The 23,079-nt window shown below is 32.8% G+C and carries 24 protein-coding genes; 22 read left to right on the plus strand and 2 right to left on the minus strand.

Annotation, left to right across the window (positions count from 1 at the left end; translation table 11 throughout):
* Positions 1 to 20: 20 nt before the first annotated feature.
* The 22 genes from NTX65_03435 to NTX65_03540 all read left to right on the plus strand — a co-directional run bounded on the left by NTX65_03435 (position 21) and on the right by NTX65_03540 (position 20,277).
* A complete protein-coding gene (locus NTX65_03435) occupies positions 21 to 1,109 on the plus strand; it encodes a DUF115 domain-containing protein (protein MCX6168366.1) in 1,089 nt (362 codons plus the stop codon).
* Between the two features lie 32 nt (positions 1,110 to 1,141).
* Positions 1,142 to 2,002, plus strand: coding sequence for a DUF115 domain-containing protein (locus NTX65_03440; GenBank protein MCX6168367.1), 861 nt, complete (start codon positions 1,142 to 1,144; stop codon positions 2,000 to 2,002).
* Positions 2,003 to 2,009: 7 nt separating this feature from the next.
* Positions 2,010 to 2,231 carry a hypothetical protein gene (locus tag NTX65_03445; protein ID MCX6168368.1) on the plus strand — a complete coding sequence of 74 codons (222 nt, stop codon included), beginning with the start codon at positions 2,010 to 2,012 and terminating at the stop codon, positions 2,229 to 2,231.
* A gap of 12 nt (positions 2,232 to 2,243) precedes the next feature.
* Positions 2,244 to 3,008, plus strand: coding sequence for an aldolase/citrate lyase family protein (locus NTX65_03450; protein ID MCX6168369.1), 765 nt, complete (start codon positions 2,244 to 2,246; stop codon positions 3,006 to 3,008).
* A 13-nt stretch (positions 3,009 to 3,021) separates the two neighbouring features.
* Positions 3,022 to 3,939, plus strand: coding sequence for a phosphoglycerate dehydrogenase (locus tag NTX65_03455; protein ID MCX6168370.1), 918 nt, complete (start codon positions 3,022 to 3,024; stop codon positions 3,937 to 3,939).
* A gap of 12 nt (positions 3,940 to 3,951) precedes the next feature.
* On the plus strand, positions 3,952 to 4,851 hold the full coding sequence (locus NTX65_03460; protein MCX6168371.1) for a glycosyltransferase family 2 protein: 900 nt from the start codon (positions 3,952 to 3,954) through the stop codon (positions 4,849 to 4,851).
* Complete coding sequence (locus NTX65_03465) at positions 4,848 to 5,399, plus strand: acyltransferase (GenBank protein ID MCX6168372.1); 552 nt, start codon at positions 4,848 to 4,850, stop codon at positions 5,397 to 5,399. Before NTX65_03460 ends, NTX65_03465 begins: the two co-directional genes overlap by 4 nt.
* 54 nt (positions 5,400 to 5,453) lie before the next feature.
* The gene (locus NTX65_03470) at positions 5,454 to 6,509 is read left to right on the plus strand and encodes a Gfo/Idh/MocA family oxidoreductase (GenBank protein MCX6168373.1); all 1,056 of its coding nucleotides are present in this window, start codon (positions 5,454 to 5,456) and stop codon (positions 6,507 to 6,509) included.
* A complete protein-coding gene (locus tag NTX65_03475; protein MCX6168374.1) occupies positions 6,506 to 7,501 on the plus strand; it encodes a hypothetical protein in 996 nt (331 codons plus the stop codon). Before NTX65_03470 ends, NTX65_03475 begins: the two co-directional genes overlap by 4 nt.
* Positions 7,502 to 7,503: 2 nt before the next feature.
* Entirely contained in the window at positions 7,504 to 8,142 is a 639-nt protein-coding gene (locus NTX65_03480) for an SIS domain-containing protein (GenBank protein MCX6168375.1), read from the plus strand.
* Positions 8,143 to 8,148: 6 nt separating this feature from the next.
* Positions 8,149 to 8,895, plus strand: a complete 747-nt coding sequence (locus NTX65_03485) for an SDR family NAD(P)-dependent oxidoreductase (GenBank protein ID MCX6168376.1) — start codon at positions 8,149 to 8,151, stop codon at positions 8,893 to 8,895.
* Positions 8,888 to 9,958 (plus strand): hypothetical protein, encoded by a 1,071-nt coding sequence (locus tag NTX65_03490; protein ID MCX6168377.1) that lies wholly within the window; start codon positions 8,888 to 8,890, stop codon positions 9,956 to 9,958. The genes NTX65_03485 and NTX65_03490 overlap by 8 nt, the downstream gene beginning before the upstream one ends.
* A 109-nt stretch (positions 9,959 to 10,067) precedes the next feature.
* Positions 10,068 to 10,520: a YhcH/YjgK/YiaL family protein gene (locus tag NTX65_03495; protein ID MCX6168378.1), complete on the plus strand. Its 453-nt coding sequence runs from the start codon at positions 10,068 to 10,070 to the stop codon at positions 10,518 to 10,520.
* A 6-nt stretch (positions 10,521 to 10,526) separates the two neighbouring features.
* Positions 10,527 to 11,195, plus strand: coding sequence for an acylneuraminate cytidylyltransferase family protein (locus NTX65_03500; protein ID MCX6168379.1), 669 nt, complete (start codon positions 10,527 to 10,529; stop codon positions 11,193 to 11,195).
* A 9-nt stretch (positions 11,196 to 11,204) separates the two neighbouring features.
* Entirely contained in the window at positions 11,205 to 12,074 is an 870-nt protein-coding gene (locus tag NTX65_03505) for an FkbM family methyltransferase (protein MCX6168380.1), read from the plus strand.
* 95 nt (positions 12,075 to 12,169) lie between these two features.
* Positions 12,170 to 12,856 carry a cyclase family protein gene (locus NTX65_03510; protein MCX6168381.1) on the plus strand — a complete coding sequence of 229 codons (687 nt, stop codon included), beginning with the start codon at positions 12,170 to 12,172 and terminating at the stop codon, positions 12,854 to 12,856.
* Positions 12,856 to 13,677, plus strand: a complete 822-nt coding sequence (locus NTX65_03515) for a DUF115 domain-containing protein (protein ID MCX6168382.1) — start codon at positions 12,856 to 12,858, stop codon at positions 13,675 to 13,677. Before NTX65_03510 ends, NTX65_03515 begins: the two co-directional genes overlap by 1 nt.
* A 108-nt stretch (positions 13,678 to 13,785) precedes the next feature.
* Complete coding sequence (locus NTX65_03520) at positions 13,786 to 14,922, plus strand: cupin domain-containing protein (protein MCX6168383.1); 1,137 nt, start codon at positions 13,786 to 13,788, stop codon at positions 14,920 to 14,922.
* A 42-nt stretch (positions 14,923 to 14,964) separates the two neighbouring features.
* Positions 14,965 to 16,098: an aminotransferase class III-fold pyridoxal phosphate-dependent enzyme gene (locus tag NTX65_03525; protein MCX6168384.1), complete on the plus strand. Its 1,134-nt coding sequence runs from the start codon at positions 14,965 to 14,967 to the stop codon at positions 16,096 to 16,098.
* A 721-nt stretch (positions 16,099 to 16,819) separates the two neighbouring features.
* The gene (locus tag NTX65_03530) at positions 16,820 to 18,220 is read left to right on the plus strand and encodes an undecaprenyl-phosphate glucose phosphotransferase (protein MCX6168385.1); all 1,401 of its coding nucleotides are present in this window, start codon (positions 16,820 to 16,822) and stop codon (positions 18,218 to 18,220) included.
* A 102-nt stretch (positions 18,221 to 18,322) separates the two neighbouring features.
* Positions 18,323 to 19,039 carry a YjbH domain-containing protein gene (locus tag NTX65_03535; protein MCX6168386.1) on the plus strand — a complete coding sequence of 239 codons (717 nt, stop codon included), beginning with the start codon at positions 18,323 to 18,325 and terminating at the stop codon, positions 19,037 to 19,039.
* Positions 19,040 to 19,140: 101 nt separating this feature from the next.
* On the plus strand, positions 19,141 to 20,277 hold the full coding sequence (locus tag NTX65_03540; GenBank protein ID MCX6168387.1) for a hypothetical protein: 1,137 nt from the start codon (positions 19,141 to 19,143) through the stop codon (positions 20,275 to 20,277).
* A gap of 462 nt (positions 20,278 to 20,739) precedes the next feature.
* Here NTX65_03540 and NTX65_03545 read toward each other — a convergent pair whose 3' ends face one another.
* Together NTX65_03545 and NTX65_03550 are read right to left on the minus strand one after the other, a co-directional pair.
* A complete protein-coding gene (locus tag NTX65_03545) occupies positions 20,740 to 21,045 on the minus strand; it encodes a HigA family addiction module antitoxin (protein MCX6168388.1) in 306 nt (101 codons plus the stop codon).
* Positions 21,046 to 21,379: 334 nt separating this feature from the next.
* Complete coding sequence (locus NTX65_03550; GenBank protein ID MCX6168389.1) at positions 21,380 to 22,462, minus strand: ice-binding family protein; 1,083 nt, start codon at positions 22,460 to 22,462, stop codon at positions 21,380 to 21,382.
* Positions 22,463 to 23,079 lie beyond the last annotated feature (617 nt).

The following is a 23,079-nucleotide window of genomic DNA, read 5'->3' on the forward strand; positions in this document are numbered from 1 at the left end:
TGCAAAACTAGACATTGTCAATGAAAAACATTATAAATAAAATTCTTATTGTCATTAAAGAAGATGGTCTTTTGAATTTTTTTAATAAAGCCTATCGCAATATTATCAATATCATAAAAAGAGCATTATACTTTGATATTTCAAATAAAAAAAAAATTATTAACTTAAAAAATAAATTTAAAGGTGAAAGAGTCTTCTTAATAGGCAATGGTCCAAGTCTTAATATTACTCCATTATATTTGCTCAAAAATGAATATACAGTCGCATTTAACCGATTTAATATTATGTTCGAAAGACTTAGCTGGAAACCAAATTTTTATGTTTTGATAGATTCAGTGGTTGCAAAAGATATGGCAAATGAAATTAATGAAATTACCGCTTTAGTTGATTATTCTTTTTTCCCTGACGTTCATACCGATGGGACTATTTTCAAAAAATTTATTAAAAAAAGAGAAAATGTCCTCTGGGTAAAACCTGGATTTGGTAATTTTTTAAGTGAACTTCCTAAAATAGTGCTTGGCGGGACGGTTTCATTCGCAGCTATACAAATATTAACTTTTCTGGGCTTCAAAGAGATTATTCTGATTGGTGTTGATATGAATTACCAGATCCATTCAACTGTTGAAACTAAAAAAGGGACGGCTATAAAAGCAAAATATGATGATGATCCAAATCATTTTGACCCAAGATACTTTGGATCAAATCGCTCTTATCATCAACCTGATAAATTAGCTTTAACAAGTATGTTCAATGCATTTGAAATAGCTTCAATTTATTCAAAACAAAATGGTGTGAAAATTATTAATGCGGGTTATGATAGCGCTCTTACTTGTTTCCCGGTCAAAGAATTTACTTCTTTATTTAACTATAATTATAAAGATAAGCTGAATTTATTTTTGGAGTCCTTAGGAATCAACGAAGACTTCGAATCGTTGCAAGAAGCATTGCCCAGTTTAACAGAAGTTATTAAAGAAACTGATTGGAATGACGAAAGTGAATATCTTTTAGTTGATCAAACTATTGCGCAAGGAATGATTAAAAAGAAAATTTTCACACATATTCCATTTGGACCTTATGAAAATAAATATGTTTTTAAGAAAAGAAGTTAAGCTAATATAACATAGGAAATAGTAATTTTACAATGCAGCAGATTTTGCAAAAATCTAAATATATCATTCAAGAAGAGGGAGTATTAACCTTCGTAGATAGGGCGATTAGAAATGTTATTGTTAGAGGAAAAAGAAAACTATCTGATAAAAGTGTAGATTATTCACGATGGCTTGGGCTAAAGAATAAATATCAAGGACAAAGGGCTTTTCTAATAGGTAACGGGCCAAGTTTAAATAAATTACCTCTCTATTTATTAAGAAATGAATATTCGATTGGTTTTAACCGGATATTTCTTTTAAAAGAACGTTTAGATTGGCTTCCGTCTTTTTATACAACTATAGATGACCGAGTCCTTCTTGATTCAATAGACGAGATTAAAGAAAACATACAGAATTTTCAGTATATCTTTTTGCCCGACTTGCATCCGTATAATGTGAATTTTAAGAAAAAATTTATCGAATCAGAAAAAATGTTCTGGCTCTATCTTGATAAACTGGAATTTTCGAACAACCTTCCATATGCCGGAATAAATAAAAGTGTAACTAATGTTGGTTTGCAAATTTTATCTTTTTTAGGATTTTCACCAATATATATTATCGGTGTTGATTTAGAATACAGCCAGCAGTCATCTGTTAAGAAAGAAACAAAAAGAAATTTAACTTCAACACAAGATGACGATCCAAACCACTTTGATCCAAGATATTTTGGAGCCGGAAGAGCTTACCATCAACCCCGTATGGAAGAAACTTTCTTAAGATTTGAGCAAGCAAAAATATTTTTCGATAACTTAGGCGTTGAAGTTTTTAATGCCGGTATGGGTGGAAAACTTGAGGCTTTTCCGAGAGTAAAATTTTTTAGATTTATTTTCTTATTCGGAAGAGCAAAAAAGTAGATTATTTTTGGAATCATGTGGTATTTCTAAAGATGTTAATAATTTTCAAAAAGCTTTTAATAATGTCTTAGAGATGGATAACATTAGCGCTTGGAATGAAGAAGCTGAAATTATTTCTATAAATCAGGATGCCGGTATAAAACTTATGAATAAAGTCATTTTCACGCATATACCGAGAGGGCCTTATAATGGAAAATATTATTTTTTTAAAAGAAAAAATAACATTTAATAAAGAGAGAGTATGAAATCGTTAAAACAAAAGTTATTAAATAAAGAGTTAACAATAGGCTCCTGGTTATCTTTTGGATACACTCCTATTTGTGAAATGATGGCAAAATCAGGATTTGAATGGCTTGTTATTGACATGGAACATACTGCGACTGATTATTATAATGCGCTTCAGATGATTCAAGTAATAAATATTTGTAATTGCATACCGTTGGTTCGTGTTGGGGCAAATGACGAGTTACTCATAAAACGTGTTATGGATTCAGGAGCTCATGGAGTTATTGTACCAATGGTAAATACCAAAGAAGATGCTGAGAGGGCTGTTAGTTACATAAAATACCCCCCATTTGGGAAAAGAGGTGTTGGTTTATTCCGTGCGCAAGCATATGGTATGGATTTTGGGGGATATCAAAAGTGGGTGGAAGAAGAAAGCATATGTATTGTCCAGATCGAACATTTTAAAGGTGTAGAAAATCTAAATGATATTTTATCAGTTGAGGGTGTTGATGGATTTATTGTTGGTCCCTATGATTTATCAGGTTCAATAGGGATCCCCGGTGATTTTAACAATCCTAATGTAGTAGAGTTAATGGAAGAGGTTACTAAATTTGTAAAAAAATCAAATAAACCAGGTGGTTTTCACATTGTTCATTCTGATCATAAATTGCTGAAGTCTAAAATTGATGATGGATACAAATTTATAGCCTATGGAGATGATATGGTTTTTCTTGCAGAAAAAATTAAAGAAGAAAATAAATTTTTACTAAACTTTAAATAGAAGGAAACTTTTTATGAAAATACTAGTCTCTCCTTCCTCATTTGGAGAATGCGGCAATGAGCCATTAAACATTCTTAAAAGAAATAATTATGAAATTATACAAAATCCTCATGGAAGAAAGCTTACAGAAACAGAAGTTATAGAAATTGCCCGGGATTGTGTCGGTATTGTAGCAGGAGTTGAGCCTTTGAATAAAAAAGTGTTGGATAATCTCTCTTTACTTAAGTGTATTAGTCGTGTCGGGGTTGGTATGGACAATGTTGATATAGAATACGCAAAATCAAAAGGAATAGTTGTCAGAAACACTCCGGATGGTCCAACACGACCTGTTGCTGAGTTAACTATTGGATTGACCTTTGCGTTGTTAAAAAAAATTAGCATCGCAGATAAAAATCTGAAGAATCATGTCTGGAAAAAGGAGATTGGGAATTTAATTTTCAAAAAGAAAATCGGCATAATCGGACTCGGCAGAATTGGTAAAATGGTGGCAGGAATGTTCGGAGCATTTGGTACCGAACTGATGGGATATGATTTATTCCCCGACAAAGCATGGGCTGGAAAAAATAATCTCACGATTGTTGATAAGGATACATTGTTTAAATTTTCCGATATCGTAACCTTACACGTTCCGGGCAATGCAGATAAATCGCCGGTTATAGGCAAAGGTGAGCTGGATTTAATGAACCCCAATTCGTTTTTAATAAATATATCGCGAGGCGGCGTGGTTGACGAAGAAATTTTGTATGAATATCTAAAAGACGGCAAAATTGCTGGAGCCGCAATTGATGTTTTTAAAAATGAGCCATATTCTGGAAAACTAACCGAGTTAACTAATGTGGTTCTTACTCCTCATTTAGGATCATATGCAGCCGAAGCAAAACTACAAATGGAAATTGATGCCGTTAATAATTTAATTGACTCTCTACAATAGGATAACGGTGATTTGAATACTGAATCCAATATCTCTATTATTATGCCGGTTCACAATGCTCTTTTCTTTACAAAAAAAGCAATAATTGAACTTACTACACAAATTTCTGATCATAAATTAAATAAGCAAATTACAGTCGTAGTAGTTGATGATGGCTCTTTGGATGGAACTTCTGAATGGATATCATCCAATTACCCTGAAATATTTATTAAACACGGTGATGGTAATCTATGGTGGAGTGGAAGTGTAAATTTGGGTGTAAAATTTGCGTTATCAGAATTGAAAGTCGATTATGTCCTCCTCTGGAATAATGATTGCACAACAACAACGGATTATTTTCAAAATTTATTACAAAATATTACTAAACTAGGTAATAATAAAATTATCATTGCTTCAAAAGTCTATTATCAGGATAAACCTAATGTTATTTTTAACATGGGGGCTACAATAAACAAAGCAACAGGTAAAACTACTTTGATTGGCAAAGATAAAATAGATTCAAGCGAGTATGAGAAAGAAATTGAAGTCGATTGGACAGGCGGAATGGGAGTTTTAATTCATAAAGAAGTATTCAATCAAATTGGATATTTTGATGAAAATGATTTTCCCCACTACTATGGGGATTGCGATTTTTATCTTAGAGCAAAAGAAAAAGGATTCTCAATAGTTGTTTATCCAAATTTAAAAGTATGGAATGATCGGGAATATACTGCAAAAAATACAATAGAAAGTTTTAGAGATGCATTTCACGAATTAAGTATGATTAAATCTAGATACAATCTATTAATAGATTACAAATTTTATAAAAGGCACATAAACATGCCCTTTGGCTATTTTCACTTAGCAATGAAGTATTCCAAATTTTTTGTTAGAATACTTAAGTCTAATTTCAAAATGTTTCATTATAGATGAAAAAAATTAAATTATTCATTAAAGCATTACGTTGGTTTTTTTTTAACAGAATTGTTTTAAAATTTCCATTTTCTTCAATTAGATTATTTTTTTTAAAATATTATTTAGTTTTTGGAAAAAATACTAATATACTAACACATGTAGAAATATTAAATCAATCATTCAAAAAGACACAAATAGTAATTGGTAATAATTCAATAATAAATTCATATTGCATTTTAGATGGAAGAACTGGTCGCATTATTATTGGTAATAATGTAGATATTGCACGGGAAGCAGCGATATTTACATTAGAACACGATCCTAATTCTGATTACTATCAGACAATTTCTGGAGATGTAATAATTGAAGATTATGTTTGGATTTCATCGAGAGCAACAATTTTACCAGGTGTCAAAATTGGACGGGGTGCTATAGTTGCTTCCAATGCTGTTGTGACAAAAGACGTCCCACCAATGGCAATTGTTGGTGGTGTTCCAGCAAAAATAATTGGGGAACGAAAATCAAAGCTAAAATACAATTTAGAAGTTTTTCCCTACTTGAGGTAATGTATTATAGATGATAGGTATTTATTTCATTCTGAACCTTAAGGATAAAATATATTGATTAATGAAAAATTAAAATTTGGAATAATCGGTTTTGGAAAAATAGGCCGACTCCGTAAAGAATTAATAGAAAAATTAAATATTGGAATTGTAGAGGCTATAGCAGATCCTTTTGCAGAATTTTCAGATTTAAAAGGTGATTATTTCCTGACAAGGGATTATCATGATTTGTTAAATAGGAAATTAGATTGTTTAGTCATAGCCACACCAAATAATATTACGGCTAAAGCTGTTATGGAAGGCTTATCTGCTGGAAAGCATATATTTTGTGAAAAACCTCCTGGTCGTAATCTAGATGATGTTCTTATGATCCAAAAATGTTTCAATAATTGTAACGGATTAAAATTAAAATTCGGTTTTAATCATCGGGCTCACAATAGTGTAATAGAAGCAAAAAGAATAATTAGAAGCGGCAGGATGGGAAAATTAATGTGGGGACGTGGGCTTTATGGTAAATCCGGAGGATTAAATTTCAAAGACGAATGGAGAAGTAAGGTTGATATATCGGGTGGAGGGATATTATTAGATCAAGGTATTCATATGCTTGATTTACTAAACCTATTTTTTGAAGGATTTAGTGAAGTAAAGAGTTTCATAACAAATTCATTTTGGGAAATCCCTGTGGAGGATAACGCATTTATCTTATTAAAAAATGATAAGAATCAGTTTGCGTCATTCCATTCTTCTTCAACACAATGGAAGCATACTTTTAAATTGGAGCTATTTTTTTCTGACGGATATATGATCTTATCCGGTCTTTTAACCGGTTCAAGATCGTATGGAAGAGAAACTTTAATAGTTGCAAGGCGGCAGTTTGAAGACGAGTTGGAATTAGTGGGAAATCCAAGCGAAGAAGTTATCTACTTCGATGAAGATAAATCATGGGAATTGGAATTAAAAGATTTTGAAGAGTGCATCAAAGAAAATAAACCAGTTATTCACGGATCTATTGAAAATGCAGTTAAAGTAATGGAATTAATTGATAGAATTTACAAATCAGATAATACCTGGAAAAATGAAAATAATTTATCACACTATAAGATTTTATCATGAAAAATATAGTATTAAAGAATGAATTCAGGGAAATAGAAATAAGACCGGAAGAAGAATTCGACCATTATTTGAATTTGATCCGGGAGGATATTAAAAACATATTTAATTCGAATGCCGGTAACAATTTCTACTATTGCCCTGCATGTAAAAATACTCTATCTAAAATCTCGTTTGAGAAAGAAGGATTTATTTACAGAGAGTGTCTACAATGCAAAACTATTTATTTGAGTCCGCGACCTACCAAAGAGATGCTTCATGTTTTTTTCGCTGAATCTAAAGCAATCAAATATTGGAATTCACAGGTAATTCAAGAAACAGAGGATAGAAAAACACATGTTTTCAATCCAAGAATAAGGTGGGTTGAAGAATCAATTGATTTTGATGAAAATTCAAAAAGGGTCTTTTGTGACTTTTACTCGAGTTATACTCCATTTATTAAGGGCATCGGTAATTCCTCTAATTACACCCATAAATTAGCATATAAAGCCTCACATGATATAAGAAATGAAATTGAGAAAAATGGTTTTGAACTTGTAGAAGAATTAGCTCCCGAAAGTTGCAGCATAATAACAGCCTTTGAGGTTTTGATAAAAGTGTACAATCCAAGATCAATCTTGAAAATTATTCACGACAGTCTTGAAGATAATGGATTATTATTTTTAACTACAACGTCAGCGAGCGGTTTTGATATCCAATTTCTTAAGGAAAGATCGCGAAGTTTGATCCCACCTTTTGAACTAAATATTTTTTCAATAGAAGGTATTATAATGTTGCTTGAAGAGCACAATTTTAAGATTATTGAAATTAGTACGCCAGGTTCTTTAGACTTACAACTCGTTGAAAAGGTTATTGATTTAATTGAGGTTCCAAATTTTATCCGAGACATCATTAAAAACAGGAATAATCAAATTAAAGAGGAATTCCAACAATTTTTGCAAAGGTCATTGTTAAGTTCACACCTAAGAATAATTGCACAGAAAAAAAGGAGATAATAATGGATAATGTTTTAAGCGCAATTATGCACACCGGAGACATCAGAAAAATTAAACTAATGGCTCATGTAAAACAATATAGAAAGGACTTAAATGTTTTGATGGACCAATTAGATTTTGATGTGCTTGAAAAAATAGTTACTACAATTATAGATGCCCATAAAGCGAAAAAAACAATTTATGTTTGCGGCAATGGTGGTAGCGCAGCAACCTCTTCACATTTTCAAGTTGATTTTGGATTCTCTGTTCGATATTTCACACAGAGAAGAATTAAAATAAGAAGTTTAACTGACCAGGTTCCTATGATTACCGCAATTGGGAATGATATTTCTTATGACGAAATATTTTCTGATCAAATGAAAGATAATTTTGAAGAAGGTGACGTCTTAATAGCTATTTCAGCAAGTGGAAATTCGAATAATGTGATTAAAGCTGTGGAATATGCTAATCTAATCGGAGGTACATCAATCGGATTGGTAGGATTTGACGGGGGAAAATTGAAAGAAGTTGCAAAGATATGCCTCCACACACCAAATCCCATAAAGCAATATGGACCAATTGAAGATTTGCATATGATACTTGATCATATGATTCTTTCATATTTAGCTTTAGATGAAGAATTTTTATCATTAAAATATTAGATATATATGTTAGAAATGGACTTTAAAGATCAAACCGTTATAATAACCGGTGCAACGCGCGGAATAGGGAAAGCCATTGCTGATCTTTTTTCAGAATATGGTGCAAGATTGATTTTAACGGGAACGAAACAAGATGTTGTAGACGAGCTCAATCAAAATCGAATAAATGAAAATATAAAATATTATTCAGTCAATTTTAATGAGAGAAATTCAGTTGATCGGTTTTTTTCTGAACTTGAAAAATATCCAAGACTGGATGTCTGCATCAATAATGCAGGGATTAATATTATTGATGATTTTGTTGATACAAAAGAAGCAGATTTTGATCAATTGATAAATACTAATCTAAAAGGTCCTTATCTTTTATGCAGATATGTTTCCAAAAGAATGAAAGAGAAAAATTATGGCCGGATTATTAATATTGCCTCAATCTGGAGCGAGATAACTAGACCTAAGAGATCTCTTTATACAACAACAAAAAATGCTCTTTATGGATTGACTAAAACAATAGCTATTGAACTTGCACAATTTAATGTAATAGTCAATTCTGTTTCCCCTGGATTTACACTCACAGAACTTACACAATTAACGAACACAACTGAAGAAATCGAACAAATCTCCAAGATGATACCTATTAAAAGAATGGCTGATCCGGCAGAAATAGCAAGAGTCGTGATATTCTTATCAAGTAAAATGAATACTTATATCGTTGGACAAAATATTATTGTTGATGGAGGTTATACAAATGTTTAGGATGGATATTAAGTCTTCTATAAAGGACTATTCATTATTTATAATTGAAGAGTTTTCTAATACATTGAGTAATGAATACCAAAATGGAGATTATCTAATCATTGACAAAAGAATTATTGAGCTATATGGTAAAAATATATTGGGACGAAAATGGGATAATAATATAATTGAAATTGATGCTACTGAAAATCAAAAAAGTTATTTGGGTCTTGAACCGGTTATTCAACAATTAATTGAAAAAGGATTCAGAAAAAATAATAGACTTTTTGCCATTGGCGGAGGAATTACGCAGGATGTTACTGCTTTCATCGCCTCAATTATGTATAGGGGAGTAGAATGGCTCTTTTTCCCAACAACATTATTAGCACAGGGCGATAGTTGTATTGGTTCAAAAACATCAATCAATTTTGGCAGATATAAAAACCAGCTTGGCAATTTCTATTCTCCACAAAAAATTTTTATTGATCTTACTTTCTTGGATACGCTAGAAGAAAGAGATTTGACTTCCGGACTTGGAGAAATGCTGCACTACTTTTTAGTTTCCGGAGTAGATGATTTTTTAAGGTTTAAAAAAGAATATCGGAGAGCAAGAGAAAATAAAGAAGTTCTTAAAGAACTACTGAAACGAAGTCTTGAAATAAAAAAGAGTTATATCGAAATTGATGAATTTGATAAGAAGGAAAGACAGGTCTTTAACTATGGACATTCTTTTGGACATGCAATAGAATCCTTGACCAACTATGAAATCCCGCATGGTGTTGCAGTTAGTATTGGAATGGATATGTCAAACTATATTTCAGTTCAGTATGGTTATCAGTCTAATGAAACCCGTTTAGAAGCCAAAGAATTGCTTCAACAGATTTGGAAAGGCTATACAATTAATAATATGAATCAAGTTGATTTTGAAAACGCGTTAAGAAAAGACAAAAAAAATAAAGGAAATTTGTTGGGTTTGATTCTTTCAAATGGTCCCGGCAAAACATTTAAGGAATATAAACCTTTGGATGAAATATTTTCATCATGGTTAACTACTTATTTTCGGGATGAGTTTACGGAGTCCTAGGATAGTTCTAAAACAGCATGCTCCATATTAAAACTATAAATGTAATTAGAGACTCACCCAATAATGTTGCTTGAATGGACCAATTTAAAACTAATACGGAGGAATAAAAATGATTCTAGACAATTTAAAAAATGCCCGTCTGTATTATGGAATTAATGATAATATTAAAGCAGGGTTGAAGTATTTGGAAAGTTTAAAACCGGAAGTTGAATTGGGAGAATATCAAATAAATGAAAATGTAAAATCGATAGTAAGCGAGTATGAAACGAAGGAAACATTTACAAGAGGATATGAGGCTCACAAAAAGGTAATTGACGTTCAGTTTCCGATTGTTGGGAGGGAAAGAATCAAATGGTCAAATTTAGCTGGAATGGAGATGCATATTGACTATGATCCTGATAAAGATAGAGCATTTTATAAAAATCCATCTGGTGATACTCATGTAGATATTGGAAACGGTTTCTTTGCAATATTCTTTCCTGAAGATGCCCATGGTCCGCAATATTATATTGATAAACCTGAATTAATTAAAAAAGTTACTTTAAAAGTAAAAGCATATTAACTATTGATGAATGTACCAGAAATCAAAGCATTGCTGTTTATGAAGCAGCATTCTGAACGGATTCCTGGAAAAAATATGAAAATATTTTATGGGAAGCCCTTGTTACACTGGATATTAGAATCTCTCTCAGGTAGCATATACATTTCCGAAATCATTATCAATACTGATTCTGAAATAATAGCAAATGAAGCGTCTAAACATTTTAGTGTGACGATACATAAGCGCCCTGATTATCTGCTTACTATTAATAGTAATGAAGCAAATCAGATTTTAGACTATGATCTATCGATTACGAAGGGGAATTATTTTTTACAAACGCATAGCACGAACCCTTTATTGAAGACCCGCACAATTGACAGATCTATTGAAGAATTCTTCAAAAATAGTCATAATGATTCCTTACTTTCAGTAACACCTTTGCAAACACGCTTATTCTTTCACGATGGTAAACCCATTAATCATGATCCGGAAAAACTTATCAAGACTCAAGAATTGGCTGTTATATATGAAGAGAATTCATGTATTTATATTTTTTCTAGAGAAGGATTCTTAAAAAATAAAAATCGCATTGGTAAATCACCTTTACTTTTTCCTATTGATAGATTAGAAGCAGTAGATATAGATGAGAAATATGATTTCCTATTCGCTGAATTTCTTAAACAAAAAAATATTTAGGAGTTTGTTTTGCTAAATTATTTTAAAAAATCAGCTATTAAAACCTTTTATTGGCTGTATTCTTATAACCGTTTTTTGGGGCGTTTATATTTGGTCCTACTATTATTCTTTCGGAGGCAAATACGCAGAATGCGGTTAATTCATAAAATAAATGAATCAGAACTTGTCTTAAAATATTTTGAATCAATTAAGCAAAATACTGGTGTTTTGTTTGACATTGGTGCATCAACTGGGAGCTATTTAGAAAGGTTTTTAGGAGATGAAACAAATTGGAAAATTTATGCTTTTGATCCAGACCCTGATAAGATGAAACAAGAAGCATTGGAACATTTTAGTAAAAGAGAGAATGTCAAATTTATTAACAAGGCATGTTCTAATAAAAGTGGTGAAAAATTACAATTTTTTACAAGCGAGATTTCAACAGGGATTTCATCTTTACATGCATTCCATAGTTCACATCACAAAGCAGGTCTTGTTGAAACTATAACATTGAATGATTTTATCGAAGAACAAGGCATTACTAGTGTTGATATATTAAAAATCGATACTGAGGGCCATGATCTTTTTGTATTGCAAGGGTTTCCATGGGATAAATTAAAACCAAAAGTTATTTTTTGTGAATTTGAGAATAGGAAGACAATTGAATTGGGATATGATTTCCATAAATTAGGTGATTTTTTTGTCGAAAAAGGTTATCGTGTTTTTGTTTCAGAATGGTTTCCAGTTATTGAGTACGGAACTACGCATAAATGGAGAACAATAAAAGCTTATCCAACAATGTTGCATGATGAAAATGCATTTGGAAACTTCATTTGTTTTAGAGACGTAGTAGCAGATAATGGTTATCTGGATATGCTTTTAAACACGGAAATTAATTAGCTTCTTTACAACTATTTTTCGCAAGATGCGAATATTTAACCGATCACAATCATTGAATTTTATAGTTTTTTATTTGTTAACAACTTTTTGTAACTATGGGTCATGTTATTCAACTTTTATCTCATGTATTATGCTCTGATACACCGTCGTATGGAAATCGCGATCAGTTTATTATCAGTGAAAAAACTCAGATCGAAAAAGGCGACAGTGCAAATTCTTCAAACTGGCAATTTACAAATAATCACTTGGGTACACATATTGATTTACCTTCGCATTTCTTTTTAGACGGGGCTACTCTTTCGGATTTTGCTATAAGTGATTTTATTTTTCAACACCCACAACTCATTGATGTAAAATGCTCTGAAGCCAAACTTATTGAATATTCAGATTTAAAAACAGAAATATGTGAGAACACAGATTTGCTTTTAATTAGAACAGGGTATGAAATATATCGTCTTTCTGAAAAATATTGGAATGATAATCCCGGACTATCAGCAGATTTAGGAATGATACTTCGTGAAGAGTTTACAAATCTAAAGGCAATTGGGTTTGATTTCATTTCACTTACCTCCTGGAAATTCCGGGATGAAGGAAAAAAGGCACATATTCAATTTCTTAGAAAAACCAATAATTTCAACAAATTTATTATTATAGAAGATATGTCATTGAAGCAAATCAATAGATTTAATAAAATTCAGAAAGTTATTGTTTCACCATTATTGGTTCATGGTGCAAACGGTTCACCGGTAACCGTTTTTTGCGAAATAGTTAAGGAAATATAATGAGTAGGATAGAATATCTGAGAACGATTAATTCCGATGAAATTAATTTTACGAGAATATTCAAAGCGATTAAACGAAGAATATTGGATTTACCTCACAAAATAAGCTGGTCATTACCTCTAAGGTTTCAACGCAAGAACATTAGTAATTTAATGGCTCTCAAAGATTCCCAAAAAGGGAAAAGATGCTTTATTATTGCAAATGGACCTAGCATTAAAAGCATGGATTTGAGAGCCCTAAAAAATGAAGTTACAATTGGAATGAATAGAATTTATCTACTTAAGGAACAACTCGGTTTTCTTCCGACTTATCTTGTTGTTAATGATGTTGCACTCACATTAAAGCAATTCCCAGATGAACTCGCGAATGTTAAATCTATTAAATTATATCTTTGGAACGGTAGGAAGTATTTTAAGAACTCCAGTGATATAATCTATTTCAAGCAGACTTTTAAGGTTCATTTTTCTGAGAACTTTTCGCGAACAATTTATGGTGGACATAGTGTAACTTATGCATGTCTTCAACTTGCATATTACCTTGGCTGTGATGAAGTTATACTTATTGGTAAAGACCACAATTATGTAGAAAAAGGAATACCTGGTAAAACGCTAATAAGTACGGGCAAAGAAAACAACCATTTTATAACGGGATATTATAAAAAAGGAATGAAATGGGAAATTCCAGACTATAAAGGTGAAGAATTAGCATACAAAAAGGCAAAAGAGCATTTTGGAAAAAATGGAAAAAAAATACTTGATGCTACAGTTGATGGTAATTTAAACATTTTTGAGAAAATTGAATTCGGAAAATTATTCAAGTAGAAGTATGTTTTTCATTGTTTAAGCAGTTATCGTTTATCTTCTAGCATAATAAAATGATTTTAAAAGAAATGTTACTCGCTAATAATTATTTTTAAAAACGAGGTAATAATGAAAATAGTAGCTATGATTCCAGCGCGGCTTGGAAGTCAAAGAATTAAAAAGAAAAATATTAGACTGATTAATGGGAAACCATTGATATCTTACATTATTGAAGCAAGTATAGAATCAAATATATTTGATGAAATATATATTAATTCTGAGGCAGAAGTATTTGATCAGTTAGCGCGAAGTTATAATATAAAATATTATAAAAGACCGGAATTTTTATCTTCTAACGAAGCAACAAATGATGATTTTACAATGGACTTTTTTAAAAATGTTGAGAGTGATTTGGTTATTCAATTACTCCCAACTTCTCCTTTTATTACTCCAGAGGAAATAAAGGATTTTGTAAATAAAATGATCGAAGGTGAATATGAGACATATATCTCCGTAAAAGATGTTCAGATTGAATGTATTTATAAAAATAAATCAGTGAATTTTAATCAAATGAAGAAAACACCACCTTCACAACTATTGGAACCCATTAAAGCATATGCGTGTGGAATTATGGGATGGGAACGTAATCGTTTTGTAACAAACATGGAAAAACATGGAGCTGGATATCATGGTGGGGACGGTTCGATTGGATTTTATACTTTGCATGGGTATTCAACAATTGATATAGATAATGAGGAAGATTTTATTCTTGCTGAAGCAATTACCCATGCAATCAGAACACGTCATAATTTCCCTGAATATTATTCGGAGAAAACTCATAAAATCATCAGAGATGCTGACAGAGAGAGAATCCTTCAAAGCGATGGAGTAATTCGTAATATCATGAATGAATTTAATAAGGAAGTTGTTGCAATCGATAAGATAATTAATGAAAATGGATATGAGTCATCATGGTCATATACTTTAATTAATTCAAAATCAAATAGTGCCACACTTATTGCCCAATTACCTGGAGAGGGGAATAGATTACATTTTCATAATGATTGGGATGAATGGTGGTACATTCTTAAAGGTAAATGGGAGTGGTTTGTTGAAGGAAAATCAATTATTGTGAAAAAAGGAGATATAATATTTATAGAGAGAAATAAACGGCATAAAATTACTGCCATCGGAAATGAAATTGGAATAAGACTAGCTGTTAGTAGAGAAGATGTTGACCATGTATACGATGTTGAGGATTACTAAAAATATCTAAATAAATAATTTATAATATTTTTAAGGAAAATTATGAATATTGTGACAATATTTGATATTAAAGTTGACTTTATAAAAAGTCATAATTCATATGTTTTCGATAAGAATACTCAAGAAGAGTATTTAGACTTTTTTAGTTTATATTCATCGTTACCATTAGGGTATTCTCATGAAATCTTTGATAAAGATTTTTTATCAGAAGTAACATCAGTAGCTCATCTAAAAATGACTAATAACGTATTCCAAACGGATGAATTACAATCTTTCATTGCTAAATTTATAAATAATGCCATTTCGGATTACGTGCATTTTTGTTCAACCGGGGCACTTGCGATTGAATCGGCAATCAAATGCTCAATGGAATATAGAAAAGCAATAAATCCAATGGTATTAGGGCTTGAAAAGAGTTTTCATGGTGTAAATAGTTGGGGTTTTGTAACTGATCGTTACGGTGCAACCGGCGAGAGAATGAAATATTTTCCCAAAAATAATTGGCAGAATTTATCAATAGAAAAAATTTTCGAATACATAGAATCAAATGATTTATCAAATTTAGTCGCAGTTATTGTTGAACCTGTTCAATGCACTTCCGGAGATATTTACATAGATCCTTTTCTTTTGAAAAAATTACAGAAGTTATGCAACGATAAAGATATTTGCTTTATAGTTGATGAAATTCAAACTGGATTTGGAACTAGTGGAAGTATGTGGTATTCCGAAAAAATCGGTTTAAGGCCTGATATCTTAGTGTTTGGGAAAAAAGCACAGATTAGTGGAATAATGGTGAACCAAAAATATAGCGAATTAATACTATCAAAACTACAAAAATTAGATGTTACTTTTGACGGTGATTTGATAGATGCGATAAGGGCAAAGTATATACTATATGCCTATGAAAAATACGACCTTATAAGCAAAGCGGTTGAAAATAGTAACAAATTTAGGAAAATACTTGAAGGAAAGGTCTTGAATTATAGATCTTCAGGGCATCTAATTGCGTTTGATTTTAATACAAAAGTTGAACGAAACGATTTCCTTAAGTTATGTTATAAAAATAAACTTTTATGTAATAGTGCTGGTGAGACTAGCGTCAGATTAAGACCAAATATGGCTATCAATGAAGAAGAAATAAAAGATTTTGAAAAAATTATAAATAAGATTATTTAAAAATTATAAAATTATTTTCATCCAAATTTCTATACTAATTATCAGGTTTAAGCTAGAACTTAAAATTCACTATTTTAATTCAACACATCTAATACAAAAATATTCTATAGATGTTCATCTTATTTAGTAATATCTAAGATTTGCAAAAATCTTATAAGTTGTCACTAAGGCTTGACAGAATATTTTATGATAAACTTGAATGAATAAAAAAACTAGACTGCAGTGTTTTGATTGGGATCGGAGTAGAATTCGATTACCTTGCCGGTAATATTAAATATACTATGGAGTGGATGAAGAATTCTTCGCTAGAGTGTTTTATCGTTTAGTATAGGCACCGCGAAGGCTGTGGAAGATGTATTTGATAACAAATTCACTCTTCCTCTGGTATGTTTTTTTAGAGTTTACAGGTCTGAGAAAGTTTGACTGAATTTAAAGTTCGGCTCGATTTAGAACAATTCTGACCTGTGATATTAGCAATTCATAGTTTACTATTTACTCAATTGCTCCCGTCGTTTTAGTGCATTGTTAATTTTTATTCTTTTTGTTTTTATTCTTTTCTACTTTATAATTTGTAGTCTTCATTTTCTTTTTTCTCTTTTTTCTTTTTAATTTATCCTTTATCCTTTATCCTTTATAATTTGTAATTTACACTTTATACTTTTTACTTTTTACTTGGTTTCATGCTTTTTAGTTTTCATTATATATTTCAATATAAGGCGTTATGAACATCTACAGGCAGGCATATTTTTATATAAGAGTAATAGCAGATCTCGTTATTCTACTGCTCTGTTATGAGCTAACTTTTTATCTCATACCAAATTCAGTAGTTTATAAAACCGGATTTAACTCTTCGGTTTCCTTCATTATAATAATGATCAGCTGGTTCTTATCGTCTAGCAAAAACGGTATATATGATGAGTTCAGATCGAGAAATTTCAGTTATGAATTTATTGGAGTAATAAAAAATTGTTTTGTGCTCATTATAGGGATTATCGCCGCGATTGTATTGTTAAAAGAGAGAGAGTTCCCGCGCCGGTTTATCTTTGTTTATCCTGCTCTTGCCTTCTTTTTATTAACCATCGAAAAGTATCTGGTAAGAAAATTTATTGATATAATAAGATTAAGAGGAAGAAACCTAAGATCAATATTGATAATAGGAGCGGGTACAGTAGGCAAGAGATTCCATCATGAGATAATGACAAATCCACACTTTGGTTATAAGTTCATCGGTTTTCTTGACGATTCAAAAAAAAGTGAACTTAACGGCACTTATTTAGGTCCGATCTCTGAACTCGATTCGATCCTTGAATCAAATGAGATCGATAATGTGATGATCGCTCTTCCTAATCATGCTTTCTCCAAAATCACGGAGATAGTAAAGATCTGTGAAAGATATCCGACTCGTGTAAGATTAATCCCCGATTATTTTCAATCAATATCGAGCCGGTACTCAATTTCAATGTTCGGGAACCTGCCGGTAATTTCGATAAGAGAAGATAAAATAAACGATCTCGGCTGGCGGATGATAAAGAGGGGGCTGGATACTGGATTTGCTCTTCTGGCATTTGTTCTCATCTTCTCATGGCTCTTCCCACTGATAGCTATATTCATCAGATTAGATAGCGAAGGACCTGTCTTCTACAAACAAGAAAGATGGGGGCGGAATAATAGAAGGTTTTATATCTATAAGTTCCGTTCTATGAATTGTAATTGTTCTGAAATTGATGAAAACGGGAAATATAGGCAGGCTTCTAAAAATGATATAAGAATAACCAGATTCGGAAAGTTTTTGCGTAAAACTAATTTTGATGAACTCCCACAATTTTGGAATGTTTTAAAAGGGGAAATCAGTATTGTTGGACCACGCCCTCATCCAACCCCTTTAAACCTTGAATCGAAAGATTCGGTTGATAAATATATGAGACGGCATCTGGTTAAACCCGGAATAACCGGCTGGGCGCAGGTTCACGGACTCCGCGGAGAGACAAAAGAAAAATCTTTGATGCAGCGGCGTGTGGAATATGATATCTGGTATATCGAGAACTGGTCCATCTGGCTTGACTTGCAGATCATCTTTTTAACTATTTGGCGTATGATCAAAGGCGATCCGCATGCGTACTGAATTAGCTTTCAGCATTCAGCGATTAGCTGTCAGTTAAAAAACAATTACTATTTTTTACAATATTTGAGTAAATAAATACTTTACATTATGAAAGAAAACTAAATGCTAAAGGCTAATAGCTATAAGCTTCTTTTTTCCCTTTTTCTTCTTCCTTTTTCCTTCTTTCATGGGCAGACTCTCGAAGGCAGTACTGGCCTATTTTTTATCCCAACGGCGGAGATGCAACAGGATAAACAGATTACAGTCGGAGCAAGTTTTATTGATAAATCGCTTCTTTCTTTTAGTGATTATAAAAAAGATGCTATAACGCCATTCTTTAGTTTTAATTTCTTACCATATATTGAAATAAGTGGTAAGATAACACGAATGATAAATCCAGATATCGGTACTCAAGGTATTGGTGATAGAACTATTAGTTTAAGAATTAGATTGAATAATGAAGCTGGTTATTTGCCAGCTGTTTTAGTAGGGTTACATGATCTGGAGGGTGTATATGGTGGTCCCAAAGCTGTAAGAAATAATGCATTGTATATTGTTGTTTCTAAACATGTTATGATAAATAGTCTAAGTAATTTTTTAGCTGGTTTTCATCTTGGTTTTGGATCCGATCGAATCCGGGCGCAGCATCATAATTTTGTCGGATTATTCGGGGGCATCAATTTTATGTTGTATAGAACATTTGAAATAATGGGAGAATATGACGGAGCACATACAAACGGGGGGATAAGGGTAAAATTGTTTAATCATATTTCTTTGCTTGGCGGGTTGCTAAGACTCAAACATTTCTCCGGCGGCATGAGTTTTAATTTTATATTGTAGAGAAAGACCTCGTCTACGCTCAGTTTGACGCAATTTCACCGACTTAACTACTATAAGCATGAATGACATTTCAAAATTATTCATATCCCTCTGATAATTAATTGAAGAAGAAAATTTTAATAACTGCCGCTGTTGTAGCAGCATTGATTTATATTTCCTTGAATTTATCATCTCCTTCTTCAGATTATTCTTATATCTCACCGGAAAAGAATAATACGGTAAACAATCAGATCCCTGCTGACGAGAAGTACGGGAACAGTGATATTTTTTTCCCACGTGACTACGGCTCACATAATAATTTCCGTACGGAATGGTGGTATTTCTCGGGGAATCTTTCCGATAAAAACGGGAGAAAATTCGGATACGAATTTACAATTTTTAGAAATGCGTTAGCATGGAATTCAACAAATCAAAAATTTGAAAATGATCAAAGGTATATGGCACATTTCGCCCTTACCGATATCGCAAAGAATAAATTTTATTATAAAGATAAATTTTCTCTCGGTACAGAAGGTCTTGCCGGAGCTTCTTCCAGCCCTTTAAAATTCTGGCTGGGTGATTGGGTAGTTCAAGGCAATTACATAAATAAAAATTATGCAAAGCCCGATTTTCATATTAAAGCGGCAGCGGAAACCTATTCGATCGATCTGGATCTCTCCAGTCTCAAACCGGTTTTTCTTCAGGGTGATAACGGCATCAGCAGAAAAGGGCCCGGGACCGATAATTTTTCTCATTACTATTCATTGACTAGGATAAGCACAGCCGGCAAGGTGAAGATCAGCGGTGAAGAATTTGAAGTATCCGGTTTTTCATGGATGGATCGTGAATGGAGTAATGCCTCACTCGGAAGAAATGAAGATGGCTGGGATTGGTTTTCGATTCAATTAAATAATAACAGTGAAATCATGTTCTATCAATTTCACGGAAAAGAAAAAATTTCTGATAAATATAATCAAGGTGTACTGATTTTGGATAACGGTAAAAGTGAAAAGCTGAAAGCGGAAGATGTAAAAATTGATGTCGCAGGTTATTGGGAAAGCAAGATACGAAATGTCTATCCATCCGGCTGGAAATTTTCAATACCGAAACGGAATATAAATCTGGTATTGACTCCCGAAGTAAAGGACCAGGAACTTGAATTGCTCATCAGTTATTGGGAAGGATCGGTTTCGGTGAAAGGAACTATTAAGTATAAAGAAGTTGATGGGAGAGGCTACGTAGAATTGACGGGGTATTAGAGGGCAAAACGAGAAACATGAACTTTCGTTTCACTTTTCACGATTCACGTCACATGTTATTATTCATTTATGTTATCTCATATCTTTTTCTCCGGTGGTTGACCAACCTTACTTGACCTCGGCACCGCCCGGTCTGACTTCTTTTCTACTTTTCATCATTTCTTTTCTCAATCATTTCTTTTCTGTTTCTGCCATTTGGGGAAGCTCAAAGCTCACTTAATTCTAAATTATAAATTCTCCATTCTCAATTCCCCATTCGCGATTGTAAATTCGCAACCTATCTGACCTCGACTCCGCTCGGTCTGACTTCTTTTCTTCTTTTCATCTTTCCATCATTTCTTTTTTTCTTCTTTTCTTTATCTACCTTTTGGCGGAAACTCAAAGATCATGGCATAACTTCAACAATTTATACATTCTAAATTCGCAATTATAAATTGGCAATTCTCAATTCTCAATTATTTTTCAGACTGCGGCTATAATAGTCTTTACTGAATTTATTCTCTTTATCATTTTCTCTTTTGCGATCTCAAGATCGTACCGTTTTTGTAGGTTTAACCAATAATCTTCAGATAAATTGAAATACTTCGAAAGAAGAAGGGCTGTTTCTGCAGTTATTATCCGTTTGCCTAGAATGATTTGATTAATCCTCGATAGAGGAAGCCCTGTATCCTTCGCCAGTTTATACTGTGAAATTTTGAAAGGGCGGATAAATTCCTCAAGCAATATCTCGCCGGGATGAATCGGTTCTATTTTTGTTTTGTTTCTCATTTTTATTACCCTTTATGATAATCAATTATTTGAACTTGATAAGCATCATTTTCGACCCATTCAAAAATTATTCTCCATTGGTTGTTTACGCGTATGCTCCATAATAACGCCATACGTGATCATTGTCAAGATCTTGTAATCATCAGGTAATTATAAATTCTAAATTCGCAATTCTAAATTATAAGCCCTCGGTTATTCTTTCGTAACTCTTAATTATCCATTCTAAATTCGAATTTCTCTGATCTTTAGTTGTTAAAATTTGCTGGAACACAAAAGGGCGATACACTAACTCGCCCTTTCCTTTAATTACTCTTAGCTTAAGGAGTTACCCGCCTCATTTCATCAACACAAATTTCTTCGTTTCCACAAATGACCCGCCTCGCAATTGATAAAAATAAATTCCGCTTGAAATATTGCTTCCGTCAAATTTAATCGAATAATTCCCGGTGGACATTTCCTCATTCAGTAAGGTCATTATCTCTGCACCCAGGAGATCATAAATTTTTATTGTTACAAATCCGGAGCGGGGAAGTGAGTAATTTATTGTCGTTGTTGGGTTGAATGGATTAGGGTAATTCTGAAAGAGCGCGAAATCTTGAGGCACTGATAAACTATTCTTTACGGCAGTCACCGTTTCCGGCTTAGTGACGGCATTAGCGTTTAATGTAACCGCGGTTTGTGCAAGTGCGCGGCCGCTCAAAGTTGCACCGGTCTGCATATCAATCAACGTTTGACACAATATGATTCCCTTCATGGCGGCAGTCGTTCCTATTGTCACTTGTCCTGCGACCTGCCAGAAAATGTTGGAAGCCAATGCGCCGCCGCTTAAAGTTACGATGACACCGTTTGCTATGGTTAGATTTTGCGCTATCTGGAAGATCCAAACATCATTTGCACTGCCCGAGATAGTGACACCGCCTGCAGAGATAGTAACTCCGGTTCCCCATTTATAGAGACCGTGAGTGAGTGTGTGCCCGGTAAGATTCCCGGTGTAAAGTTCGTTATAGTCGGGCAATGATCTACCGGCTGCGTCGGTGTATGCGGTTTGCATATCACCTATAGCCGTAGTCAATTTGGTTGGGGTAGGGGAAGTATAGTCGGCGGCGTATACTTTTCCGGTAATTAATGATGAAGTCGAATATGTGCCTGAAGAATGCATAGTTAATCCGCATCCGGTTACGTATGTAGCTGCGGCTGGACTCAGTCCAATATCTCCTGTAATATGAGTTGTTCCCGTGGTTGAGATTCCTGTTTTTGCTAAAATCACAAAATCGTTAGCTGTTCCAAGATTCACCGGTGCCGGGGACGATTGAGCCGTAACAACTGCAGGCATTATAAATACTAATATTAGCATTGCCTCAAGTAAGTATATCATCCTGTTTAAGAAAGTTGTCGGATTTTTTGTATTGGTTTTCATAAGAATCTTCGCCTATTATTGAGATGGTGTGTGATCGAACAAATTGTTATTCACTTTGTTAATAACAAATTAGTCTTCGATATTTATTTGTCAAGAAGTTAAGTAGATATTGAGTGTGAAAAAATAGAGCAAAGGGATGAAAAATGGACTACTTCCTTGGTTTGGAAAGTTGATGCGCTATAATGATGATTTTATTCAACAAATGATAATTATTCTATTGATCCGGAGATATTCCTATTTAGCAAATAGAAATTTATTTAGTTTACTTTTTGTTAGCTGTTCGTCTCACTTCGATAATTATTAAATTTATTTCAGTCTTAATTTAATCTGTATTTCATTTTTTGTAAGCGATCTCTTAAAAATGTTCCAATTAGGATTGCCCGTCTCCATATTGTTGGTCAACTCTCTAGACATGGATGCTTTGCACACGCCACTTCTACAAAGAAATTTGATGTTTCTCTCGTCCTTACCAATTGGGGAAAACTCAGTTAACTTCCGTTTCACTTTTCACGATTCACGATCACATTTTATTTATGCATTTATAATATTCTGTTCTTGGTTTTTATTCTCATAATTATCTCAATTCTTTCTTGACCTCGACTCCGCTCGGTCTGACA

This window comes from Ignavibacteriales bacterium (assembly GCA_026390795.1).
GTDB lineage: Bacteria > Bacteroidota > Ignavibacteria > Ignavibacteriales > Melioribacteraceae > Fen-1258.

Coding starts and splice junctions, on each gene's coding strand:
- NTX65_03520 (MCX6168383.1), top strand. CDS start 13,786: ATGAAAATAGTAGCTATGATTCCAGCGCGGCTTGGAAGTCAAAGAATT.
- NTX65_03435 (MCX6168366.1), top strand. CDS start 21: ATGAAAAACATTATAAATAAAATTCTTATTGTCATTAAAGAAGATGGT.
- NTX65_03440 (MCX6168367.1), top strand. CDS start 1,142: ATGCAGCAGATTTTGCAAAAATCTAAATATATCATTCAAGAAGAGGGA.
- NTX65_03525 (MCX6168384.1), top strand. CDS start 14,965: ATGAATATTGTGACAATATTTGATATTAAAGTTGACTTTATAAAAAGT.
- NTX65_03530 (MCX6168385.1), top strand. CDS start 16,820: ATGAACATCTACAGGCAGGCATATTTTTATATAAGAGTAATAGCAGAT.
- NTX65_03485 (MCX6168376.1), top strand. CDS start 8,149: ATGTTAGAAATGGACTTTAAAGATCAAACCGTTATAATAACCGGTGCA.
- NTX65_03455 (MCX6168370.1), top strand. CDS start 3,022: ATGAAAATACTAGTCTCTCCTTCCTCATTTGGAGAATGCGGCAATGAG.
- NTX65_03490 (MCX6168377.1), top strand. CDS start 8,888: ATGTTTAGGATGGATATTAAGTCTTCTATAAAGGACTATTCATTATTT.
- NTX65_03510 (MCX6168381.1), top strand. CDS start 12,170: ATGGGTCATGTTATTCAACTTTTATCTCATGTATTATGCTCTGATACA.
- NTX65_03550 (MCX6168389.1), bottom strand. CDS start 22,462: ATGAAAACCAATACAAAAAATCCGACAACTTTCTTAAACAGGATGATA.
- NTX65_03450 (MCX6168369.1), top strand. CDS start 2,244: ATGAAATCGTTAAAACAAAAGTTATTAAATAAAGAGTTAACAATAGGC.
- NTX65_03515 (MCX6168382.1), top strand. CDS start 12,856: ATGAGTAGGATAGAATATCTGAGAACGATTAATTCCGATGAAATTAAT.
- NTX65_03475 (MCX6168374.1), top strand. CDS start 6,506: ATGAAAAATATAGTATTAAAGAATGAATTCAGGGAAATAGAAATAAGA.
- NTX65_03500 (MCX6168379.1), top strand. CDS start 10,527: ATGAATGTACCAGAAATCAAAGCATTGCTGTTTATGAAGCAGCATTCT.
- NTX65_03480 (MCX6168375.1), top strand. CDS start 7,504: ATGGATAATGTTTTAAGCGCAATTATGCACACCGGAGACATCAGAAAA.
- NTX65_03495 (MCX6168378.1), top strand. CDS start 10,068: ATGATTCTAGACAATTTAAAAAATGCCCGTCTGTATTATGGAATTAAT.
- NTX65_03545 (MCX6168388.1), bottom strand. CDS start 21,045: ATGAGAAACAAAACAAAAATAGAACCGATTCATCCCGGCGAGATATTG.
- NTX65_03535 (MCX6168386.1), top strand. CDS start 18,323: ATGCTAAAGGCTAATAGCTATAAGCTTCTTTTTTCCCTTTTTCTTCTT.
- NTX65_03465 (MCX6168372.1), top strand. CDS start 4,848: ATGAAAAAAATTAAATTATTCATTAAAGCATTACGTTGGTTTTTTTTT.